Source organism: Streptomyces sp. NPDC031479 (genome assembly GCF_055581065.1).
Map to the genome: position 1 here is coordinate 26,929 of NZ_JBVIKC010000018.1, position 17,193 is coordinate 44,121.

The 17,193-nt window shown below is 68.6% G+C and carries 16 protein-coding genes and 1 tRNA gene; 15 read left to right on the forward strand and 2 right to left on the reverse strand.

What is annotated here, in order from left to right; translation table 11 throughout:
- Positions 1 to 70: 70 nt before the first annotated feature.
- The 5 genes from ACZ5D2_RS21200 to ACZ5D2_RS21220 all read left to right on the forward strand — a co-directional run bounded on the left by ACZ5D2_RS21200 (position 71) and on the right by ACZ5D2_RS21220 (position 4,242).
- Entirely contained in the window at positions 71 to 724 is a 654-nt protein-coding gene (locus ACZ5D2_RS21200) for a TetR/AcrR family transcriptional regulator (protein ID WP_468931079.1), read from the forward strand.
- Positions 725 to 820: 96 nt separating this feature from the next.
- Positions 821 to 2,293 (forward strand): DHA2 family efflux MFS transporter permease subunit, encoded by a 1,473-nt coding sequence (locus ACZ5D2_RS21205; RefSeq protein ID WP_468931081.1) that lies wholly within the window; start codon positions 821 to 823, stop codon positions 2,291 to 2,293.
- Between the two features lie 31 nt (positions 2,294 to 2,324).
- A complete protein-coding gene (locus ACZ5D2_RS21210; RefSeq protein ID WP_468931084.1) occupies positions 2,325 to 2,723 on the forward strand; it encodes a DUF3291 domain-containing protein in 399 nt (132 codons plus the stop codon).
- Complete coding sequence (locus ACZ5D2_RS21215; RefSeq protein ID WP_371677144.1) at positions 2,724 to 3,824, forward strand: UDP-N-acetylmuramate dehydrogenase; 1,101 nt, start codon at positions 2,724 to 2,726, stop codon at positions 3,822 to 3,824.
- 1 nt (position 3,825) lies between these two features.
- Complete coding sequence (locus ACZ5D2_RS21220; RefSeq protein ID WP_371677143.1) at positions 3,826 to 4,242, forward strand: hypothetical protein; 417 nt, start codon at positions 3,826 to 3,828, stop codon at positions 4,240 to 4,242.
- Here ACZ5D2_RS21220 and ACZ5D2_RS21225 read toward each other — a convergent pair.
- Both ACZ5D2_RS21225 and ACZ5D2_RS21230 read right to left on the reverse strand, forming a co-directional pair.
- The gene (locus ACZ5D2_RS21225) at positions 4,232 to 5,251 is read right to left on the reverse strand and encodes an adenosine deaminase (protein WP_371677142.1); all 1,020 of its coding nucleotides are present in this window, start codon (positions 5,249 to 5,251) and stop codon (positions 4,232 to 4,234) included. The genes ACZ5D2_RS21220 and ACZ5D2_RS21225 overlap by 11 nt on opposite strands.
- Positions 5,252 to 5,431: 180 nt before the next feature.
- Positions 5,432 to 6,658 carry a pyridoxal phosphate-dependent aminotransferase gene (locus ACZ5D2_RS21230; RefSeq protein WP_266841122.1) on the reverse strand — a complete coding sequence of 409 codons (1,227 nt, stop codon included), beginning with the start codon at positions 6,656 to 6,658 and terminating at the stop codon, positions 5,432 to 5,434.
- Positions 6,659 to 6,850: 192 nt separating this feature from the next.
- Between ACZ5D2_RS21230 and ACZ5D2_RS21235 the strand changes: the two genes are divergently transcribed.
- The 10 genes from ACZ5D2_RS21235 to rpoB all read left to right on the forward strand — a co-directional run bounded on the left by ACZ5D2_RS21235 (position 6,851) and on the right by rpoB (position 17,122).
- Positions 6,851 to 6,923 (forward strand) — tRNA-Trp (locus tag ACZ5D2_RS21235).
- Positions 6,924 to 7,027: 104 nt separating this feature from the next.
- Entirely contained in the window at positions 7,028 to 7,309 is a 282-nt protein-coding gene (gene secE / locus ACZ5D2_RS21240; protein WP_030230573.1) for a preprotein translocase subunit SecE, read from the forward strand.
- An 84-nt stretch (positions 7,310 to 7,393) separates the two neighbouring features.
- Complete coding sequence (gene nusG / locus ACZ5D2_RS21245) at positions 7,394 to 8,338, forward strand: transcription termination/antitermination protein NusG (protein WP_468931090.1); 945 nt, start codon at positions 7,394 to 7,396, stop codon at positions 8,336 to 8,338.
- Between the two features lie 170 nt (positions 8,339 to 8,508).
- On the forward strand, positions 8,509 to 8,943 hold the full coding sequence (gene rplK, locus ACZ5D2_RS21250; protein WP_030230579.1) for a 50S ribosomal protein L11: 435 nt from the start codon (positions 8,509 to 8,511) through the stop codon (positions 8,941 to 8,943).
- 86 nt (positions 8,944 to 9,029) lie between these two features.
- Complete coding sequence (gene rplA / locus ACZ5D2_RS21255) at positions 9,030 to 9,758, forward strand: 50S ribosomal protein L1 (protein ID WP_266841125.1); 729 nt, start codon at positions 9,030 to 9,032, stop codon at positions 9,756 to 9,758.
- A gap of 204 nt (positions 9,759 to 9,962) precedes the next feature.
- Positions 9,963 to 10,835 carry an SCO4651 family lipoprotein gene (locus tag ACZ5D2_RS21260; protein WP_371677140.1) on the forward strand — a complete coding sequence of 291 codons (873 nt, stop codon included), beginning with the start codon at positions 9,963 to 9,965 and terminating at the stop codon, positions 10,833 to 10,835.
- Between the two features lie 136 nt (positions 10,836 to 10,971).
- Entirely contained in the window at positions 10,972 to 11,799 is an 828-nt protein-coding gene (locus ACZ5D2_RS21265; RefSeq protein WP_371677139.1) for an SCO4651 family lipoprotein, read from the forward strand.
- Positions 11,800 to 12,050: 251 nt separating this feature from the next.
- Entirely contained in the window at positions 12,051 to 12,581 is a 531-nt protein-coding gene (rplJ, locus tag ACZ5D2_RS21270) for a 50S ribosomal protein L10 (protein WP_266574556.1), read from the forward strand.
- A 110-nt stretch (positions 12,582 to 12,691) separates the two neighbouring features.
- A complete protein-coding gene (rplL, locus tag ACZ5D2_RS21275; protein ID WP_266574554.1) occupies positions 12,692 to 13,075 on the forward strand; it encodes a 50S ribosomal protein L7/L12 in 384 nt (127 codons plus the stop codon).
- 564 nt (positions 13,076 to 13,639) lie between these two features.
- Positions 13,640 to 17,122, forward strand: coding sequence for a DNA-directed RNA polymerase subunit beta (rpoB, locus tag ACZ5D2_RS21280; RefSeq protein WP_371677138.1), 3,483 nt, complete (start codon positions 13,640 to 13,642; stop codon positions 17,120 to 17,122).
- Positions 17,123 to 17,193: the final 71 nt, after the last annotated feature.

The following is a 17,193-nucleotide window of genomic DNA, read 5'->3' on the forward strand; positions in this document are numbered from 1 at the left end:
CCGCCGACCCCGCCCCGGTGCCCGTCCCCACCCCTTGACGTAGTTAGTGAGTGAGCACTAACTTTGAGGCATGGTGAGGATGAGTGCAGAAGAGCGGCGTGAGAGCGTCATTCGGGCGGCGGCCAAGGAGTTCGCTCGTGGGGGGTACTACGGGACCTCCACCGAGGCGATCGCCAAGCAGGTCGGTGTTTCGCAGCCCTACCTCTTCCGGCTCTTTCCGAACAAGCAGGCCATGTTCCTCGCGGCGTCCGCGCGGTGCCTGGAGACCACCCGGGCCGTTTTCGCCCGGGCGGCCGAGGGGCTGGAGGGCGAAGAGGCCCGGAGCGCGATGGCGGACGCGTACATGCGGCTGATCGCCGAAGACCCGCACGTGCTCCAGATGCAGCTCCAGATGTACGTCACCGTCTCCGCCGCGGAGGCCGCCGGCGACCACGAGCTCGGTGAGCTCGTGCGGGAGGGCTGGCTGAAGTTGTGGGACACCGTGACGGTGCCGATCGGTGGCGACGTCAAGGAGACCACCACCTTCATGGCCTACGGGATGCTCATCAACACCCTCACCGCCATGGGCTTCCCGCCCGGCCACCGCATCTGGGAGGGGCTCCACCCCTCGGGCGGGGGCGAAGGGGTCGAATGGGTCGAACGGGCCGAAGGGGCCGACGGTGGCGTGGGGGAGCCGGCCGCCGGGAGTGCAGGGTCACCCCGGCCCGCACCCCCCGCGCGTTAGCCCCACTCCACCCCACCCCACCCTCCGGCCCGGACCCGGGCCGGTTTCTGGGCTTCGAAGTTAGTCAGCAATAACTAACAACCTTCAGGGGGAATCGTGAACCAGCAAGACCGGCTCAGCAGGCCCGCGGTATGGGCCCTCGTCCTCACCGGGGCCGCCAGCTTCATGGCCGCGCTCGACAACCTCGTCGTCACCACTGCCCTCCCCGCCATCCGCGCCGACCTCGGCGGCAAGCTGGAGGACCTGGAGTGGACGGTGAACGCCTACACGCTCACCTTCGCCGTCCTGCTCATGTTCGGCTCCGCCCTCGGGGACCGCTTCGGGCGCCGCCGGCTCTTCATCGCCGGACTCGCCGTGTTCACCACCGCCTCCGCCGCGGCCGCCCTCTCGCCCGGGATAGGCCAGCTGATCGCCGCCCGCGCCGTCCAGGGCGTCGGGGCCGCCGTCATGATGCCGCTGTCCCTCACCCTGCTCACCGCCGCCGTCCCGGCCGCCCGGCGCGGCATGGCGCTCGGCATCTACGGAGCCGTCAGCGGTCTGGCCGTCGCCAGTGGTCCGCTGATCGGGGGCAGCCTCACCGAGCACATCTCCTGGCAGTGGATCTTCTGGCTCAACGTGCCGATCGGCCTCGCCCTGATCCCGCTCGCCCGCCTGCGCCTCGCCGAGTCCACCGCCCCGAACTCCCGCCTCGACGTTCCCGGCACCCTCCTCATCAGCGGCGGGCTCTTCGGGGTCGTCTACGGACTCGTCAACGCCAACGCCCACGGCTGGACCAGCGCCCCCGTCCTCACCGGCCTGATCGCGGGCAGCGCCCTCATCGGGGGCTTCGTCCACCACGGCTTCAACAGCGCGAACCCCATGCTCCCCATGCGGCTCTTCCGCAGCCGGGGCTTCTTCGGGATCAACTTCGCCAGCCTGCTGATGTACCTCGGCATGTTCGGGTCGATCTTCCTGCTCAGCCAGTTCCTCCAGGGCGTCGCCGGCTACTCGCCCACCGAGGCGGGTCTGCGCATGCTGCCCTGGACCGGCATGGGGATGATCGTCGCCCCGATCGCGGGCATCGTGTCCGACCGGATCGGCGGACGCCCCGTCGTCGTCGCCGGGCTGGCCCTCCAGGCGCTCGGCCTCGGCTGGTTCGCGGTGGTCCTCGCCCCGGACGTCTCCTACGTCGCCCAGCTCCCCGCCCTGGTCCTCAGCGGGATCGGCATGTCCCTGTACTTCGCCCCGGCCAACAACGTGCTGATGTCCACCGTCACCCCCGCCGACCAGGGCAAGGCCTCCGGCACCAACAACGCCCTCCGCGAGGTCGGCGGAGCCCTCGGCGTGGCAGTCCTGGCCTCGGTCTTCTCCAGCCGGGGCGGCTACGAGAGCCCGCAGGCCTTCACCGACGGGACCGTCCCCGCCCTGTGGATCGGCGCCGCCGCGGTCGCCCTGGCGGCCGCCCTGGCCCTGCTCCTGCCCCGCCGCTCCACCCAGCCCGCCCAGCCCGCCCAGCCCGCCCAGTCCGCCCAGGCCACCCCCACCCCCACCGCGGCCGTATCCACGGACAAGGTCCCCACCACCCGCTGAAGCCCCGGACGAGAGCGAAGGAACGACAGTCATGCCCGACGTGCCCTGGTCCACGCCCGACGAGCCCGCCCCCGACGCCGAGGTCTACGTCATGGCCTCCCGCTTCGAGACCGAGACCCTCATCGGGGCGCTCAGGTTCTTCCTCAAGGCCCCCGGCATCATCCGTCAGATCCGCAAGGCCCCCGGCGCCCACGGCGTCGCCCTCCGCGCCCGGGTGACCCGCCGCACCTTCCTGACCCTCTCCGCCTGGGAGGACCGGGACGCCCTCCACCGCTTCGCCCGCAGCGAGCCCCACCGCTCCAGCTCGCGCGCGGCCGCAGCCTTCATGAAGGAGTCCGCCTTCACCTACTGGACCGCGCCCGCCTCGGAGCTGCCCATCGGCTGGGCCGAGGCCGAGCGCCGTCTGGCGGAGCGGAAGCGGGCCTACTGAGTGCCCCGCCGGGATGCGAGGGGGACGGACCGTACTCTTGTCCACGTGCAGGAACTCCACGACGCCCCCCTCGCCCCGCTGACCACCTTCCGCCTCGGCGGCCCGGCGGCCCGGCTGGTCACCGCGACCACCGACGCCGAGGTGGTCGACGCCGTACGCGCCGCCGACGCGAGCGGCACCCCCCTCCTGATCATCGGAGGCGGCAGCAACCTGGTCATCGGCGACCGGGGCTTCGCCGGAACCGCCCTGCGCATCGCGACCACGGGCTTCACCCTGGACGGCACCACCCTGGAACTCGCCGCCGGCGAGAACTGGAGCGACGCCGTCGCCCGCACCGTCGAAGCGGGCCTCGCGGGCATCGAATGCCTCGCCGGCATCCCCGGCTCGGCCGGAGCCACCCCGATCCAGAACGTCGGGGCGTACGGCCAGGAAGTCTGCGACACCATCACCGAGGTCGTCGCCTACGACCGCGCCACCGGCACGACGGTCACCCTCTCCGCCGCCGAGTGCGCGTTCCGCTACCGCAACAGCACCTTCAAGGACCAGCCCGACCGATACGTCGTCCTGCGCGTCCGCTTCGCCCTGGAGGACGCCGGCGGCCTCTCCGCCCCGGTCAAGTACCCCGAGACGGCCCGCGCCCTCGGCGTCGAGGCCGGCGACCGGGTCCCGGCCGCCCTCGCCCGCGAGACCGTCCTGCGCCTGCGCGCGGGCAAGGGCATGGTCCTCGACCCCGCGGACCACGACACCTGGTCCGCGGGCTCCTTCTTCCACAACCCGATCCTGACCGACGAGGCCTACGCCGCCTTCCTCGCCCGCGCCCAGGACCGCCTCGGCCCCGACACCGCCCCGCCCGCCTACCCGGCCGGCGAGGGCCGTACGAAGACCAGCGCGGCCTGGCTGATCGACAAGGCCGGATTCACCAAGGGCTACGGCACCGGCCCCGCCCGCATCTCCACCAAGCACACCCTCGCCCTCACCAACCGCGGCGAGGCCACCACCGAAGACCTCCTCACCCTGGCCCGCGAGGTCGTCGCCGGAGTCCACGCGGCGTTCGGCGTCACCCTCGTCAACGAGCCGGTGACGGTCGGCGTCCACCTCTGACATGCACTGCCCCCTGCACGGGGCCGGTACGGACCCCACCCGCCTGGTGGGCCGCGAGATCAGCCGGGTCGTCGCCTCCTGGCACATCTGCGAGGGCGAGCGCTCCGAGGCGCCGCTCGACGTCTGGCTGATCGACAGCGACGGCGAGTCCACGCGGATCACCACCGGCTCGGACCAGTGCCTCATCGTCGAGTCCGCCACGCCCCACGAGCCCTACGACATGGGGGAGTGGGGCCGGATCGAGGTCGGCGAGGACCTCGGCGACCACCCCTTCCTGCGCCACCTCGGCCAGACCGTCGCCTCGGTCGCCGAGTTCGCCGTCCCCGAGCAGGGCCGTACCCACCTGGAGATCGTCTTCGTGGACGGCCACCGGGTACGGGCCGACTGCTACGAGGGGGACCTGCGGCTCACCCGTTGAGCCAGTGGTCGATCCCGTCCAGCAGCTTGGCCTTCACCTCTTCGGGCGCGGCCGAGCCGCGCACCGACTGCCGCGCCAGCTCGGCGAGCTCCGCGTCCGTGAAGGCGTGGTGGCGGCGGGCGATCTCGTACTGGGCCGCGAGCCGGGACCCGAACAGCAGCGGGTCGTCCGCGCCCAGCGCCATGGGCACCCCGGCTTCGAAGAGGGTGCGCAGCGGCACGTCCTCGGGCCGCTCGTAGACGCCGAGCGCCACGTTGGAGGCCGGGCAGACCTCGCAGGTGATCTGCCGGTCGGCGAGCCGCTTCAGCAGCCGGGGGTCCTCGGCGGCCCGTACGCCGTGCCCGATGCGGGCCGCGTGCAGATCGTCGAGGCAGTCGCGGACGGAGGAGGGCCCGGTGAGCTCACCGCCGTGCGGGGCCGCGAGCAGACCGCCCTCCCGGGCGATGGCGAAGGCGCGGTCGAAGTCCCGGGCCATGCCGCGGCGTTCGTCGTTGGAGAGCCCGAAGCCGACGATGCCGCGGTCGGCGTAGCGGACGGCGAGGCGGGCGAGGGTACGGGCGTCGAGGGGGTGCTTCATGCGGTTGGCGGCGATGAGGACCCGCATGCCCAGGCCCGTCTCGCGGGAGGCCGCGTCGACGGCGTCGAGGATGATCTCCACGGCCGGGATCATGCCGCCGAGCAGCGGGGCGTAGGAGGTGGGGTCCACCTGGATCTCCAGCCACCCGCTGCCGTCCCGGACGTCCTCCTCGGCGGCCTCGCGGACCAGGCGGCGGATGTCGTCGGGCTCGCGCAGGCAGGACCGGGCGGCGTCGTAGAGCCGCTGGAAGCGGAACCAGCCGCGCTCGTCCGTGGCCCGGAGCTTGGGCGGTTCCCCGGCGGTCAGGGCGTCCGGCAGCCGGACGCCGTACTTGTCGGCCAGCTCCAGCAGGGTCGACGGGCGCATCGAGCCGGTGAAGTGCAGGTGCAGGTGGGCCTTCGGCAGAAGCGTGAGATCGCGTACGTGCTCCATCTGGTGATCCTGCCGCATCGCTCACCCGATTGGCAGCGGATTACCTGAACGGGACATTGCCCGAACGTGAATCCGATGCCGGCCGGCCCCCGCCGTTCCCGGTTTCCCGGGGGCCGGAAACGCCGGAGCGGCGCCACCCGACAGGGTGGCGCCGCTCCGTACCCGCTCCCGGACCCAGGCCTAGGCCTTGGCCTCCGCCAGGAGCTTCTGGACGCGGGAGACGCCCTCGACCAGGTCCTCGTCGCCCAGGGCGTAGGACAGGCGCAGGTAGCCCGGGGTGCCGAAGGCCTCGCCCGGGACGACCGCGACCTCGGCCTCGTCCAGGATCAGGGCCGCGAGCTCGACCGAGGTCTGCGGGCGCTTGCCGCGGATCTCCTTGCCGAGGAGCTCCTTCACCGACGGGTACGCGTAGAACGCGCCCTCGGGGGTCGGGCAGAAGACGCCGTCGATCTCGTTCAGCATCCTGACCATGGTCTGGCGGCGGCGGTCGAAGGCCTTGCGCATCTCCGCGACCGCGTCCAGGTTGCCCGAGACGGCGGCCAGCGCCGCGACCTGGGCCACGTTGGAGACGTTGGAGGTGGCGTGCGACTGCAGGTTGGTCGCCGCCTTGATGACGTCCTGCGGGGCGATGACCCAGCCCACGCGCCAGCCCGTCATCGCGTACGTCTTGGCGACGCCGTTGACGACGATGCACTTGTCGCGCAGCGCCGGGACCAGGACCGGCAGCGAGGTGAACTTCGCGTCGCCGTAGACCAGGTGCTCGTAGATCTCGTCCGTGAGCACCCACAGGCCGTGCTCGGCGGCCCACTCGCCGATCGCCTTCGCGTCGGCCTCGGAGTACACGGCGCCCGTCGGGTTGGACGGGGAGACGAACAGGACGACCTTGGTGCGCTCGGTGCGCGCGGCCTCCAGCTGCTCGACGGAGACCCGGTAGCCGGTGGTCTCGTCGGCGACGACCTCGACCGGGACGCCGCCCGCGAGGCGGATCGACTCCGGGTAGGTGGTCCAGTACGGGGCCGGGACGATGACCTCGTCGCCCGGGTCGAGGACGGCGGCGAAGGCCTCGTAGATGGCCTGCTTGCCGCCGTTGGTCACCAGGACCTGGGAGGCGTCCACCTCGTAGCCCGAGTCGCGCAGCGTCTTGGCGGCGATCGCGGCCTTCAGCTCGGGCAGACCGCCGGCCGGCGTGTAGCGGTGGTACTTCGGGTTGCGGCAGGCCTCGACCGCGGCCTCGACGATGTAGTCCGGGGTCGGGAAGTCGGGCTCGCCCGCACCGAAGCCGATCACCGGGCGCCCGGCGGCCTTGAGGGCCTTGGCCTTGGCGTCGACGGCGAGGGTGGCGGACTCGGAAATGGCGCCGATACGGGCGGACACCCGGCGCTCGGAGGAAGGCGTTGCAGAGGTCATGCGGCCAATCGTCCCAGACGCCTTCGAGCCGCCGCACACCGTTTCAAACACCGGACGGAGCAGGTCCGGATGTCTTCTGTTCGACGTCAGGGCCCGGACCACGTACACTCACCTGTCGTTGGTCCTCAACAGCGGCCCCAGAGCGTGAGCACTCCGTGCACTCGCTCGGATGCGGTAGGTTGGGGGGCGCAAAGGGTCGTAGCTCAATTGGTAGAGCACTGGTCTCCAAAACCAGCGGTTGGGGGTTCGAGTCCCTCCGGCCCTGCTTCACACTCCTCTCGGACGTGTGCGCAGGTACGTACTTCGATGCAACGCCGTGCGGCGCAACCGGGCGCGGCTACGGCCACGACCCGGATTCAGGTGAGAGACGTGACGGACGCCCTGGGCTCCATCGACATGCCTGACGCCGAGGACGACACCCGCGAGAAGAAGGCCCGCAAGGGCGGCAAGCGCGGCAAGAAGGGCCCTCTCGGCCGTCTCGCGCTTTTCTACCGCCAGATCGTCGCGGAACTCCGCAAGGTCGTATGGCCCACCCGTAACCAGCTCTCGACGTACACCACCGTGGTGATTGTCTTCGTCGTCATCATGATCGGTCTGGTGACCGTGATTGACTATGGGTTCCAGGAAGCCATCAAGTTCGTCTTCGGCTGATCCCCGCGGAGGGCGGCGCCTTGATGGGTGCCGCCCGTTTTCGCATGTTCCACCACCTTTTGTATCCAGGAAGAAGCAGCCACCGTGTCTGACCCGAACCTGAACGTGAGCCACGACTCCGTCGAGTCCGTCGAGGACGAGCTCGACATCGTCGAGGCGGCAGACGCTGTGGACCCCGACGAGGCCGAGCTCGCCGACGCCGAGGCCGGCATCGCCGCCGAGGAAGCCGCCCTGCACGTCGAGGACGAGGTCGACGCCGAGGCCGATGACGACGCCGACGCCGAAGAGGCCGCCGACGCCGAAGAGGCCGCCGACGTCGAGGACGAGGACGCCGACGAGGACGAGGGCGACGCCCTGGCCGAGGCCGACGAGGAGGCCGAAGAGGCCGCCGAGGTCGAGCCCGCCGAGCCGGTCGACCCCATCCAGGCCCTCCGCGACGAGCTGCGCCTGCTCCCCGGCGAGTGGTACGTGATCCACACCTACGCGGGCTACGAGAAGCGCGTGAAGGCGAACCTCGAACAGCGTGCCGTCTCGCTGAACGTCGAGGAGTTCATCTACCAGGCCGAGGTGCCCGAGGAAGAGATCGTCCAGATCAAGAACGGCGAGCGCAAGAACGTCCGGCAGAACAAGCTGCCCGGTTACGTTCTCGTCCGCATGGATCTGACGAACGAGTCCTGGGGCGTCGTCCGCAACACCCCGGGCGTCACCGGCTTCGTGGGCAACGCCTACGACCCGTACCCGCTGACCCTCGACGAGATCGTCAAGATGCTCGCCCCCGAGGCGCAGGAGAAGGCGGCCAAGCAGGCTGCCGAGGAGGCCGGTCTGCCGGCCCCCGCCGTCAAGCGCACCATCGAGGTCCTGGACTTCGAGGTCGGCGACTCGGTCACCGTCACCGACGGCCCGTTCGCCACGCTGCAGGCGACGATCAACGAGATCAACCCGGACTCGAAGAAGGTCAAGGGCCTCGTGGAGATCTTCGGCCGCGAGACCCCGGTCGAGCTGAGCTTCGACCAGATCCAGAAGAACTGATCCAGATCTTCTGAGCGACGCTTCCGAAACAGGTCAGACCAGCCCGCGAAGGGCGGTCTGACCTGCTCGGTTTTTAGCCCCGCGCCTATACCCGTTATCGTGGTGCGGTATGCCTCCATCCGGATGACCGGTTGGCGGCTGAAAACTCTCACTAGGACCCGGAGAGAGCAATGCCTCCCAAGAAGAAGAAGATCACGGGGCTTATCAAGCTCCAGATCAAGGCCGGTGCGGCCAACCCGGCTCCGCCGGTCGGCCCCGCGCTCGGTCAGCACGGCGTCAACATCATGGAGTTCTGCAAGGCCTACAACGCCGCGACCGAGTCGCAGCGTGGCATGGTCGTGCCGGTGGAGATCACGGTCTACGAGGACCGTTCCTTCACCTTCATCACCAAGACTCCGCCGGCCGCGCGCCTCATCCTGAAGAGCGCGGGCGTGGAGAAGGGCTCTGGCGAGCCGCACAAGACCAAGGTCGCCAAGCTGACGCGTGACCAGGTCCGCGAGATCGCCACGATCAAGATGCCCGACCTGAACGCCAACGACATCGACGCCGCCGAGAAGATCATCGCCGGCACCGCGCGTTCGATGGGCATCACGGTCGAAGGCTGATTCAGCCACCCCAGCACGACAGTGGTAGGACCAAGCGCTGGTCCGCACCACGACTCCACGCCTGAAGTCACAACACAGGAGCAGAAGTGAAGCGCAGCAAGACTCTCCGCGCTGCGGACGCCAAGGTCGACCGGGAAAAGCTCTACGCCCCGCTCGAGGCCGTCCGTCTCGCCAAGGAGACCTCCGCGACCAAGTTCGACAGCACCGTCGAGGTCGCCTTCCGTCTGGGTGTCGACCCGCGTAAGGCCGACCAGATGGTCCGTGGCACCGTGAACCTCCCGCACGGCACCGGCAAGACCGCCCGGGTCCTGGTCTTCGCGACCGGTGACCGTGCTGCGGCCGCGGTGGCCGCCGGCGCCGACATTGTCGGCGACGACGAGCTGATCAACGAGATCGCTAAGGGCAACCGCCTCAACGAGTTCGACGCCGTTGTGGCCACCCCGGACCTCATGGGCAAGGTCGGCCGCCTCGGCCGCGTGCTCGGTCCCCGTGGCCTCATGCCGAACCCGAAGACCGGCACCGTCACGATGGACGTCGCCAAGGCTGTCACCGAGATCAAGGGTGGCAAGATCGAGTTCCGCGTCGACAAGCACTCGAACCTGCACTTCATCATCGGCAAGGTCTCCTTCTCCGATGAGCAGCTGGTCGAGAACTACGCGGCGGCCCTGGACGAGATCATCCGTCTGAAGCCGTCCGCCGCCAAGGGCCGCTACATCAAGAAGGCCGCCCTCAGCACCACGATGGGCCCCGGCATCCAGCTGGACTCCAACCGCACCCGGAACCTCCTCGTCGAGGAAGACCCGGCCGCTGTCTGATCCGGCCTCTGCCTGATCCGACCACCGCGTGGTTGAACGGGCCCTTCGCCCCCTTCCGGGGGCGGAGGGCCCGTTTTCTGCTTCATGTGCGAATGCTGTGCGATTACTGTCAGCGGTGAGACGTACAGTCAGTGCCGGCAGCAAGGCCACGGGCAAGACCGCCCGGAGCGGGCCGCTGCCTTGCATACCCGGGGTGGGGAACACATGAAGGCGTACCAGAAGAAGACCGTCGGAGCCGTCCTGGCCGCGCTCCTGCTCGCAGGCGGCGCCACCGCGTGCGAGAACGGGGACGGAGCGAAGAAGAAGGACAACGGGGCCCCGGCGGCCCCGTCCCAGGCCGCGAAGAAGCCGGCGGAGGTCGCGCCGGCCGCGTACCTGGAGAAGACGAAGAAGAAGTCCGAGGAGATCACCTCCCTCGGCTACACCATGACCGGCAAGGCCGCGGGGCAGAGCATCACCGGCGAGGTCGCCATGCGGCTCAAGCCCGCGATGGCCATGTCGATGAAGATGGACTCGCCCGAGGAGCCGGGCGCCAAGGTGGAGATGCGTCTTCTCGACGGCGTCATGTACATGGGCAGCGACGGCAAGTGGCTGAAGTTCGACCTCAAGGCGCTGGCTCCGGAGCAGGCCAAGGAGCTGGACTCGCTCGGCTCGGCCCAGCAGGGCCAGAACCCGGCCGACACGGCCGGCAGCCTGAGCGCCTCCAAGGACCTCAAGAAGGTCGGCGAGGAGACCATCGACGGCCAGAAGACGACGCACCTGGCCGGCACCGTCACGATCGACGAGCTGAAGGCCCTCAGCGCCACCTCGACCCCCGAGGCCAAGGACCGCCAGGAGAAGAACGCCAAGGCGCTCGAAGAGCAGGGCATCAAGAGCCTGACCATGGACATCTGGATCGACGAGGCCGACCAGGCCAAGCAGGTCCGCACGCAGGGCCAGGGCACGTCCGGCCCGATGGACATCACCATCAAGTTCAAGGACATCAACAAGCCGGTCGAGGTCTCCGCTCCGCCGGCCGACCAGATCGTGGACCTGGCCGAGATGATGAAGGACTCGGGCGGTACGGGCGGCGCCTGACCGCGCCGCGGCGCACCTGAGACCGGGCCTCCGCCTCCCTTCCGGGAGCCGGGGGCCCGGTTTCTTCGTGGCGGCCTTTTCGATCTTCCGCGTAGGGTCGGGGGTCGCAGGGGGACCGCACACGGGGGAGAACCAGATGAATCAGGCTGTCCGGACACGGACCGGCGCCGCCATGGCGGGTGTCCTGCTGCTCGTGGGCGGCCTCACCGCCTGCGATGGCGGGGCTGGCGCCGACGCGGGCGGGGGTGCGGCCGGCGGGGGCGCCACGACTCCCGCGGACCGGGCGCCGTCCCCCGTGGAGGCGGTCAAGGCGTCCTGGCTCAAGACGGCGGCGGCGAAGTTCGCCATGGCAGAGATGTCCGGCACGGACAGCGAGGGCAAGACCACCACCCAGACCGGCACGAAGGGCTGGTACCCGTCGGCCCACGACCTGAAGATCAAGGGCCCCACGTCGGAGTCCCGCTCCGTCATGACCGGCGACGTGGTCTACACCGAGCTCAAGACCCCGGTCGACGGCAAGCCCTGGATGAAGCTGGACCTGTCCTCGGGAGGCAAGCCCGGCGTACGGATGAACGAGGACCCGGCGGAGTACCTCGCCCTGCTCCTGGGCCAGCCCAAGGTCGCCCTGGTCCCGGCCATGGCCGCCGACACCCCCGGGTCCCGGCACTACCGGGCCCTTCTCACCGGCGCGGACCTCCAGGCGGCCGACGAGTCCACCAAGGTGATGCCGGAGCAGGACCGCCGGAACCTCCACGAGGCCGTGAAGCACCTCACGGCCCTGGAGGCGGACGTATGGATCGGCAAGGACGGCTTCCCCTCGCGCGTCCTCATGGTGAGCAAGGACGACAAGGGAACCTCCAGCACCAGCGCCACCTTCGACGGCTTCGGCCAGGTCGCGCCGGTGAAGGCCCCGCCGGCCGACCAGGTCGCCGACTTCGACGCGGTGCTGAAGGGCGGCTCCTGAGGCGATTTGCCTCGTCCGGTTGCCTTCGCGTACGCTTCCGGAGAAGCCAAAGACCGCTGGTCGTTGCCGTGCTCGAAAGAGGACGGTGGCCGAAGGATTCGCTGCGAGCGGACGTCCTGCGCAGGTGTTCGAGGAAAGTTCCCGGAATGTCATTTCGGTTGAGCCGTGCCCCGTGCGCCATGCGCCGGGGCGTTTTGTTTGTCCAGCCCCTTCTGAGCGGTCCTCATCACCCGGAAGGAGGCCGACGCTCTATGGCAAGGCCCGACAAGGCTGCTGCGGTAGCCGAGCTTGAGGACCAGTTCCGCAGCTCGAACGCCGTTGTGCTGACCGAGTACCGGGGTCTCACCGTTGCGCAGCTCAAGACGCTGCGTCGTTCGCTCGGTGAGAACGCCCAGTACGCCGTGGTGAAGAACACGCTGACCAAGATTGCGGCCAACAACGCCGGGATCACCTCGCTCGACGACCAGTTCACCGGTCCGACGGGCGCCGCCTTCATCACCGGTGACCCGGTGGAGTCGGCGAAGGGTCTTCGTGACTTCGCCAAGGAGAACCCGAACCTCATCATCAAGGGCGGTGTCCTTGACGGTAAGGCGCTGACCGCCGATGAGATCAAGAAGCTCGCGGACCTCGAGTCCCGCGAGGTTCTGCTCAGCAAGCTGGCCGGCGCGTTCAAGGGCAAGCAGTCCCAGGCTGCCTCGCTCTTCCAGGCGCTGCCGTCGAAGTTCGTCCGCACTGCGGAAGCGCTTCGCGTCAAGCTCGCCGAGCAGGGCGGTGCCGAGTAATTCGGCTCGCGCACTGATCTACGCCGCCTAGTGCGTGGGTCGTAGCGGGCCGTTACGCCCGCCTCTCAATACATCCGGCACCTGCCGAATTAGTGGAAGGATCGCCCATCATGGCGAAGCTCTCTCAGGACGACCTCCTCGCCCAGTTCGAGGAGATGACCCTCATCGAGCTCTCCGAGTTCGTGAAGGCCTTCGAGGAGAAGTTCGACGTCACCGCCGCCGCGGCCGTCGCCGTTGCCGGTCCGGCCGGTGTCGGCCCCGCCGCCGAGGCCGAGGAGGAGAAGGACGAGTTCGACGTCATCCTCACCGGTGCGGGCGACAAGAAGATCCAGGTCATCAAGGTCGTGCGCGAGCTGACCTCCCTGGGTCTGAAGGAGGCCAAGGACCTCGTCGACGGCACCCCGAAGCCGGTCCTCGAGAAGGTCAACAAGGAGGCCGCTGACAAGGCCGCCGAGGCCCTCAAGGCCGCCGGCGCTGGCGTCGAGGTCAAGTAACACCTCTGGGGCCCTCTGAGGCCCCTTCAAAGGGCGATCACCCGTAAGGGTGGTCGCCCTTTGGCGTACCCCCAGTGCCTGACTTGCCCTGGTCTCGTTGGGGAGTAGGGTGATCATCGTTGCCCCGGTGCGGGGTCCGCGGATGATCCGCTCGGAGCACGGGGCCTTGACGAACGGCCAGCGGCGCGCAATTCTCAGAGCCGTCGCCAGCTCGGCCGGGTCGATCCCGGATTCGAGGCATGGATCGACTACGAAGAGGGCAGTACTGATACGCGCTCTGTGTACGAGGGTCGCAGCGTTGGTGTTGGTTTGAACGAGCTGGGGAAGGCCTGTTGCCGGTTTCCGGAAACCTGGTCTGGACATCAGTGAGCCGAGTGGCTACACTGACCCTTTGCGCTGCCTGTTAGCTGACCCCTGCCCGTCGCCAGGGTCATGCCCACGCTTGAGCACACCTGATTGATATGCCCTGACCTGGTCTTTTGGCCAGCTGGGGACACTCCGTCTTCTGTGTCGGCTGGGACCGGTACGCGCGTAGTGAGTCCGAGCCCTCGGAAGGACCCCCTCTTGGCCGCCTCGCGCAACGCCTCGACCAATACGAACAACGGTGCCAGCACCGCCCCGCTGCGCATCTCCTTTGCAAAGATCAAGGAGCCCCTCGAGGTTCCGAACCTCCTGGCGCTGCAGACCGAGAGCTTTGACTGGCTGCTCGGCAACGCCGCCTGGAAGTCCCGCGTCGAGTCGGCGCTTGAGAGTGGACAGGACGTCCCCACCAAGTCCGGTCTGGAAGAGATCTTCGAGGAGATCTCGCCGATCGAGGACTTCTCCGGGTCGATGTCGCTGACCTTCCGCGACCACCGTTTCGAGCCGGCGAAGAACTCTGTCGACGAGTGCAAGGAGCGCGACTTCACGTACGCGGCGCCGCTCTTCGTCACGGCCGAGTTCACGAACAACGAGACCGGTGAGATCAAGTCTCAGACGGTCTTCATGGGCGACTTCCCGCTCATGACCAACAAGGGCACCTTCGTCATCAACGGCACCGAGCGCGTCGTCGTGTCGCAGCTCGTCCGTTCCCCGGGTGTCTACTTCGACTCCTCCATCGACAAGACGTCCGACAAGGACATCTTCTCCGCCAAGATCATCCCGTCCCGGGGTGCCTGGCTGGAGATGGAGGTCGACAAGCGCGACATGGTCGGTGTCCGCATCGACCGCAAGCGCAAGCAGTCCGTCACCGTCCTCCTGAAGGCTCTCGGCTGGACCACCGAGCAGATCCTCGAAGAGTTCGGCGAGTACGAGTCCATGCGCGCCACCCTGGAGAAGGACCACACCCAGGGCCAGGACGACGCGCTGCTCGACATCTACCGCAAGCTGCGTCCGGGCGAACCGCCGACCCGCGAGGCCGCTCAGACGCTGCTCGAGAACCTCTACTTCAACCCGAAGCGCTACGACCTCGCCAAGGTCGGCCGCTACAAGGTGAACAAGAAGCTCGGCGCCGATGAGCCGCTGGACGCCGGTGTGCTCACCACCGACGACATCATCGCGACGATCAAGTACCTCGTGAAGCTCCACGCGGGCGAGGCCGAGACCATCGGTGAGTCGGGCCGTTCGATCGTCGTCGAGACCGACGACATCGACCACTTCGGCAACCGTCGTCTGCGCAACGTCGGCGAGCTCATCCAGAACCAGGTCCGCACGGGTCTGGCTCGTATGGAGCGCGTCGTGCGCGAGCGCATGACCACGCAGGACGTCGAGGCGATCACGCCGCAGACCCTGATCAACATCCGGCCGGTCGTCGCCTCCATCAAGGAGTTCTTCGGCACCAGCCAGCTGTCGCAGTTCATGGACCAGAACAACCCGCTGTCGGGTCTGACGCACAAGCGTCGTCTCTCGGCGCTGGGTCCCGGTGGTCTGTCCCGTGAGCGGGCCGGCTTCGAGGTCCGTGACGTCCACCCGTCGCACTACGGCCGCATGTGCCCGATCGAGACCCCCGAAGGCCCGAACATCGGTCTGATCGGCTCGCTCGCCTCCTACGGCCGCGTCAACGCGTTCGGTTTCGTGGAGACCCCGTACCGCAAGGTCGTCGAGGGCGTCGTCACCGACGACGTCGACTACCTGACCGCGGACGAGGAAGACCGCTTCGTGATCGCCCAGGCCAACGCCGGCCTGAACGACGAGATGCGCTTCACCGAGAACCGCGTGCTGGTCCGCCGTCGTGGCGGCGAGATCGACTACATCGCCGGCGACGACGTCGACTACATGGACGTCTCCCCGCGCCAGATGGTGTCCGTCGCGACCGCGATGATCCCCTTCCTGGAGCACGACGACGCCAACCGTGCCCTCATGGGCGCGAACATGATGCGCCAGGCCGTTCCGCTCATCAAGGCGGAGGCCCCGCTCGTCGGCACCGGCATGGAGTACCGCTGTGCGGTCGACGCCGGTGACTCGATCAAGGCGGAGAAGGACGGTGTCGTCCAGGAGGTCTCGGCCGACTACATCACCGTCGCCAACGACGACGGCACGTACACCACGTACCGCGTCGCCAAGTTCTCCCGCTCGAACCAGGGCACCTCGGTCAACCAGAAGGTCATCGTCAACGAGGGTGACCGCATCATCGAGGCCCAGGTCCTCGCCGACGGTCCCGCGACCGAAGAGGGCGAAATGGCCCTCGGCAAGAACCTGCTCGTCGCGTTCATGCCCTGGGAAGGTCACAACTACGAGGACGCGATCATCCTGTCGCAGCGCCTCGTGCAGGACGACGTCCTCTCCTCGATCCACATCGAGGAGCACGAGGTCGACGCCCGTGACACCAAGCTGGGCCCCGAGGAGATCACCCGGGACATCCCGAACGTCTCCGAGGAGGTCCTCGCGGACCTCGACGAGCGCGGCATCATCCGCATCGGTGCGGACGTCGTCGCCGGCGACATCCTGGTCGGCAAGGTCACGCCCAAGGGTGAGACCGAGCTGACCCCGGAGGAGCGCCTGCTCCGCGCGATCTTCGGTGAGAAGGCCCGCGAGGTGCGTGACACCTCGCTCAAGGTCCCTCACGGTGAGATCGGCAAGGTCATCGGTGTCCGCGTCTTCGACCGCGAGGAGGGCGACGAGCTTCCTCCGGGCGTGAACCAGCTGGTCCGCGTCTACGTCGCCCAGAAGCGCAAGATCACCGACGGTGACAAGCTCGCCGGCCGCCACGGCAACAAGGGTGTCATCTCCAAGATCCTTCCGATCGAGGACATGCCCTTCCTTGAGGACGGCACGCCGGTCGACATCATCCTGAACCCGCTGGGTGTCCCGTCCCGAATGAACCCGGGACAGGTCCTGGAGATCCACCTCGGCTGGCTCGCCAGCCGCGGCTGGGACGTCTCCGGTCTCGCGGAGGACTGGGCCGAGCGTCTGAAGGTCATCGGCGCCGACCGCGTCGAGCCCGGCACCAACGTCGCCACCCCCGTGTTCGACGGCGCCCGTGAGGACGAGCTCGCCGGCCTGTTCGAGCACACCATCCCGAACCGCGACGGTGACCGCCTGGTCCTCCCGTCCGGCAAGGCGCGCCTGTTCGACGGCCGCTCCGGTGAGCCGTTCCCGGACCCGATCTCGATCGGGTACATGTACATCCTCAAGCTCCACCACCTGGTCGACGACAAGCTCCACGCGCGTTCGACCGGCCCCTACTCGATGATCACGCAGCAGCCGCTGGGTGGTAAGGCGCAGTTCGGTGGCCAGCGCTTCGGTGAGATGGAGGTGTGGGCGCTCGAGGCTTATGGCGCCGCTTACGCCCTCCAGGAGCTGCTGACCATCAAGTCCGATGACGTCACCGGCCGCGTGAAGGTCTACGAGGCCATCGTCAAGGGCGAGAACATCCCCGAGCCGGGCATTCCCGAGTCCTTCAAGGTGCTCATCAAGGAAATGCAGTCGCTCTGCCTCAACGTGGAGGTGCTGTCCTCGGACGGCATGTCCATCGAGATGCGCGACACCGACGAGGACGTCTTCCGCGCGGCGGAGGAGCTCGGTATCGACCTGTCCCGGCGCGAGCCGAGCAGCGTCGAAGAGGTCTGACGGGCCTGACGGGGGGCTCGCTCAAGAGCCCCCCGTCATCCCCGGGACCGTTCAGACCATGATTGAGACTC

Bases quoted from the DNA above. Each gene is read 5' to 3' on its own strand.
- ACZ5D2_RS21200 (WP_468931079.1), top strand. From the start codon at position 71: ATGGTGAGGATGAGTGCAGAAGAGCGGCGTGAGAGCGTCATTCGGGCG.
- ACZ5D2_RS21210 (WP_468931084.1), top strand. From the start codon at position 2,325: ATGCCCGACGTGCCCTGGTCCACGCCCGACGAGCCCGCCCCCGACGCC.
- ACZ5D2_RS21220 (WP_371677143.1), top strand. From the start codon at position 3,826: ATGCACTGCCCCCTGCACGGGGCCGGTACGGACCCCACCCGCCTGGTG.
- ACZ5D2_RS21225 (WP_371677142.1), bottom strand. From the start codon at position 5,251: ATGGAGCACGTACGCGATCTCACGCTTCTGCCGAAGGCCCACCTGCAC.
- ACZ5D2_RS21230 (WP_266841122.1), bottom strand. From the start codon at position 6,658: ATGACCTCTGCAACGCCTTCCTCCGAGCGCCGGGTGTCCGCCCGTATC.
- rplK (WP_030230579.1), top strand. From the start codon at position 8,509: ATGCCTCCCAAGAAGAAGAAGATCACGGGGCTTATCAAGCTCCAGATC.
- ACZ5D2_RS21260 (WP_371677140.1), top strand. From the start codon at position 9,963: ATGAAGGCGTACCAGAAGAAGACCGTCGGAGCCGTCCTGGCCGCGCTC.
- ACZ5D2_RS21265 (WP_371677139.1), top strand. From the start codon at position 10,972: ATGAATCAGGCTGTCCGGACACGGACCGGCGCCGCCATGGCGGGTGTC.
- rplJ (WP_266574556.1), top strand. From the start codon at position 12,051: ATGGCAAGGCCCGACAAGGCTGCTGCGGTAGCCGAGCTTGAGGACCAG.
- rplL (WP_266574554.1), top strand. From the start codon at position 12,692: ATGGCGAAGCTCTCTCAGGACGACCTCCTCGCCCAGTTCGAGGAGATG.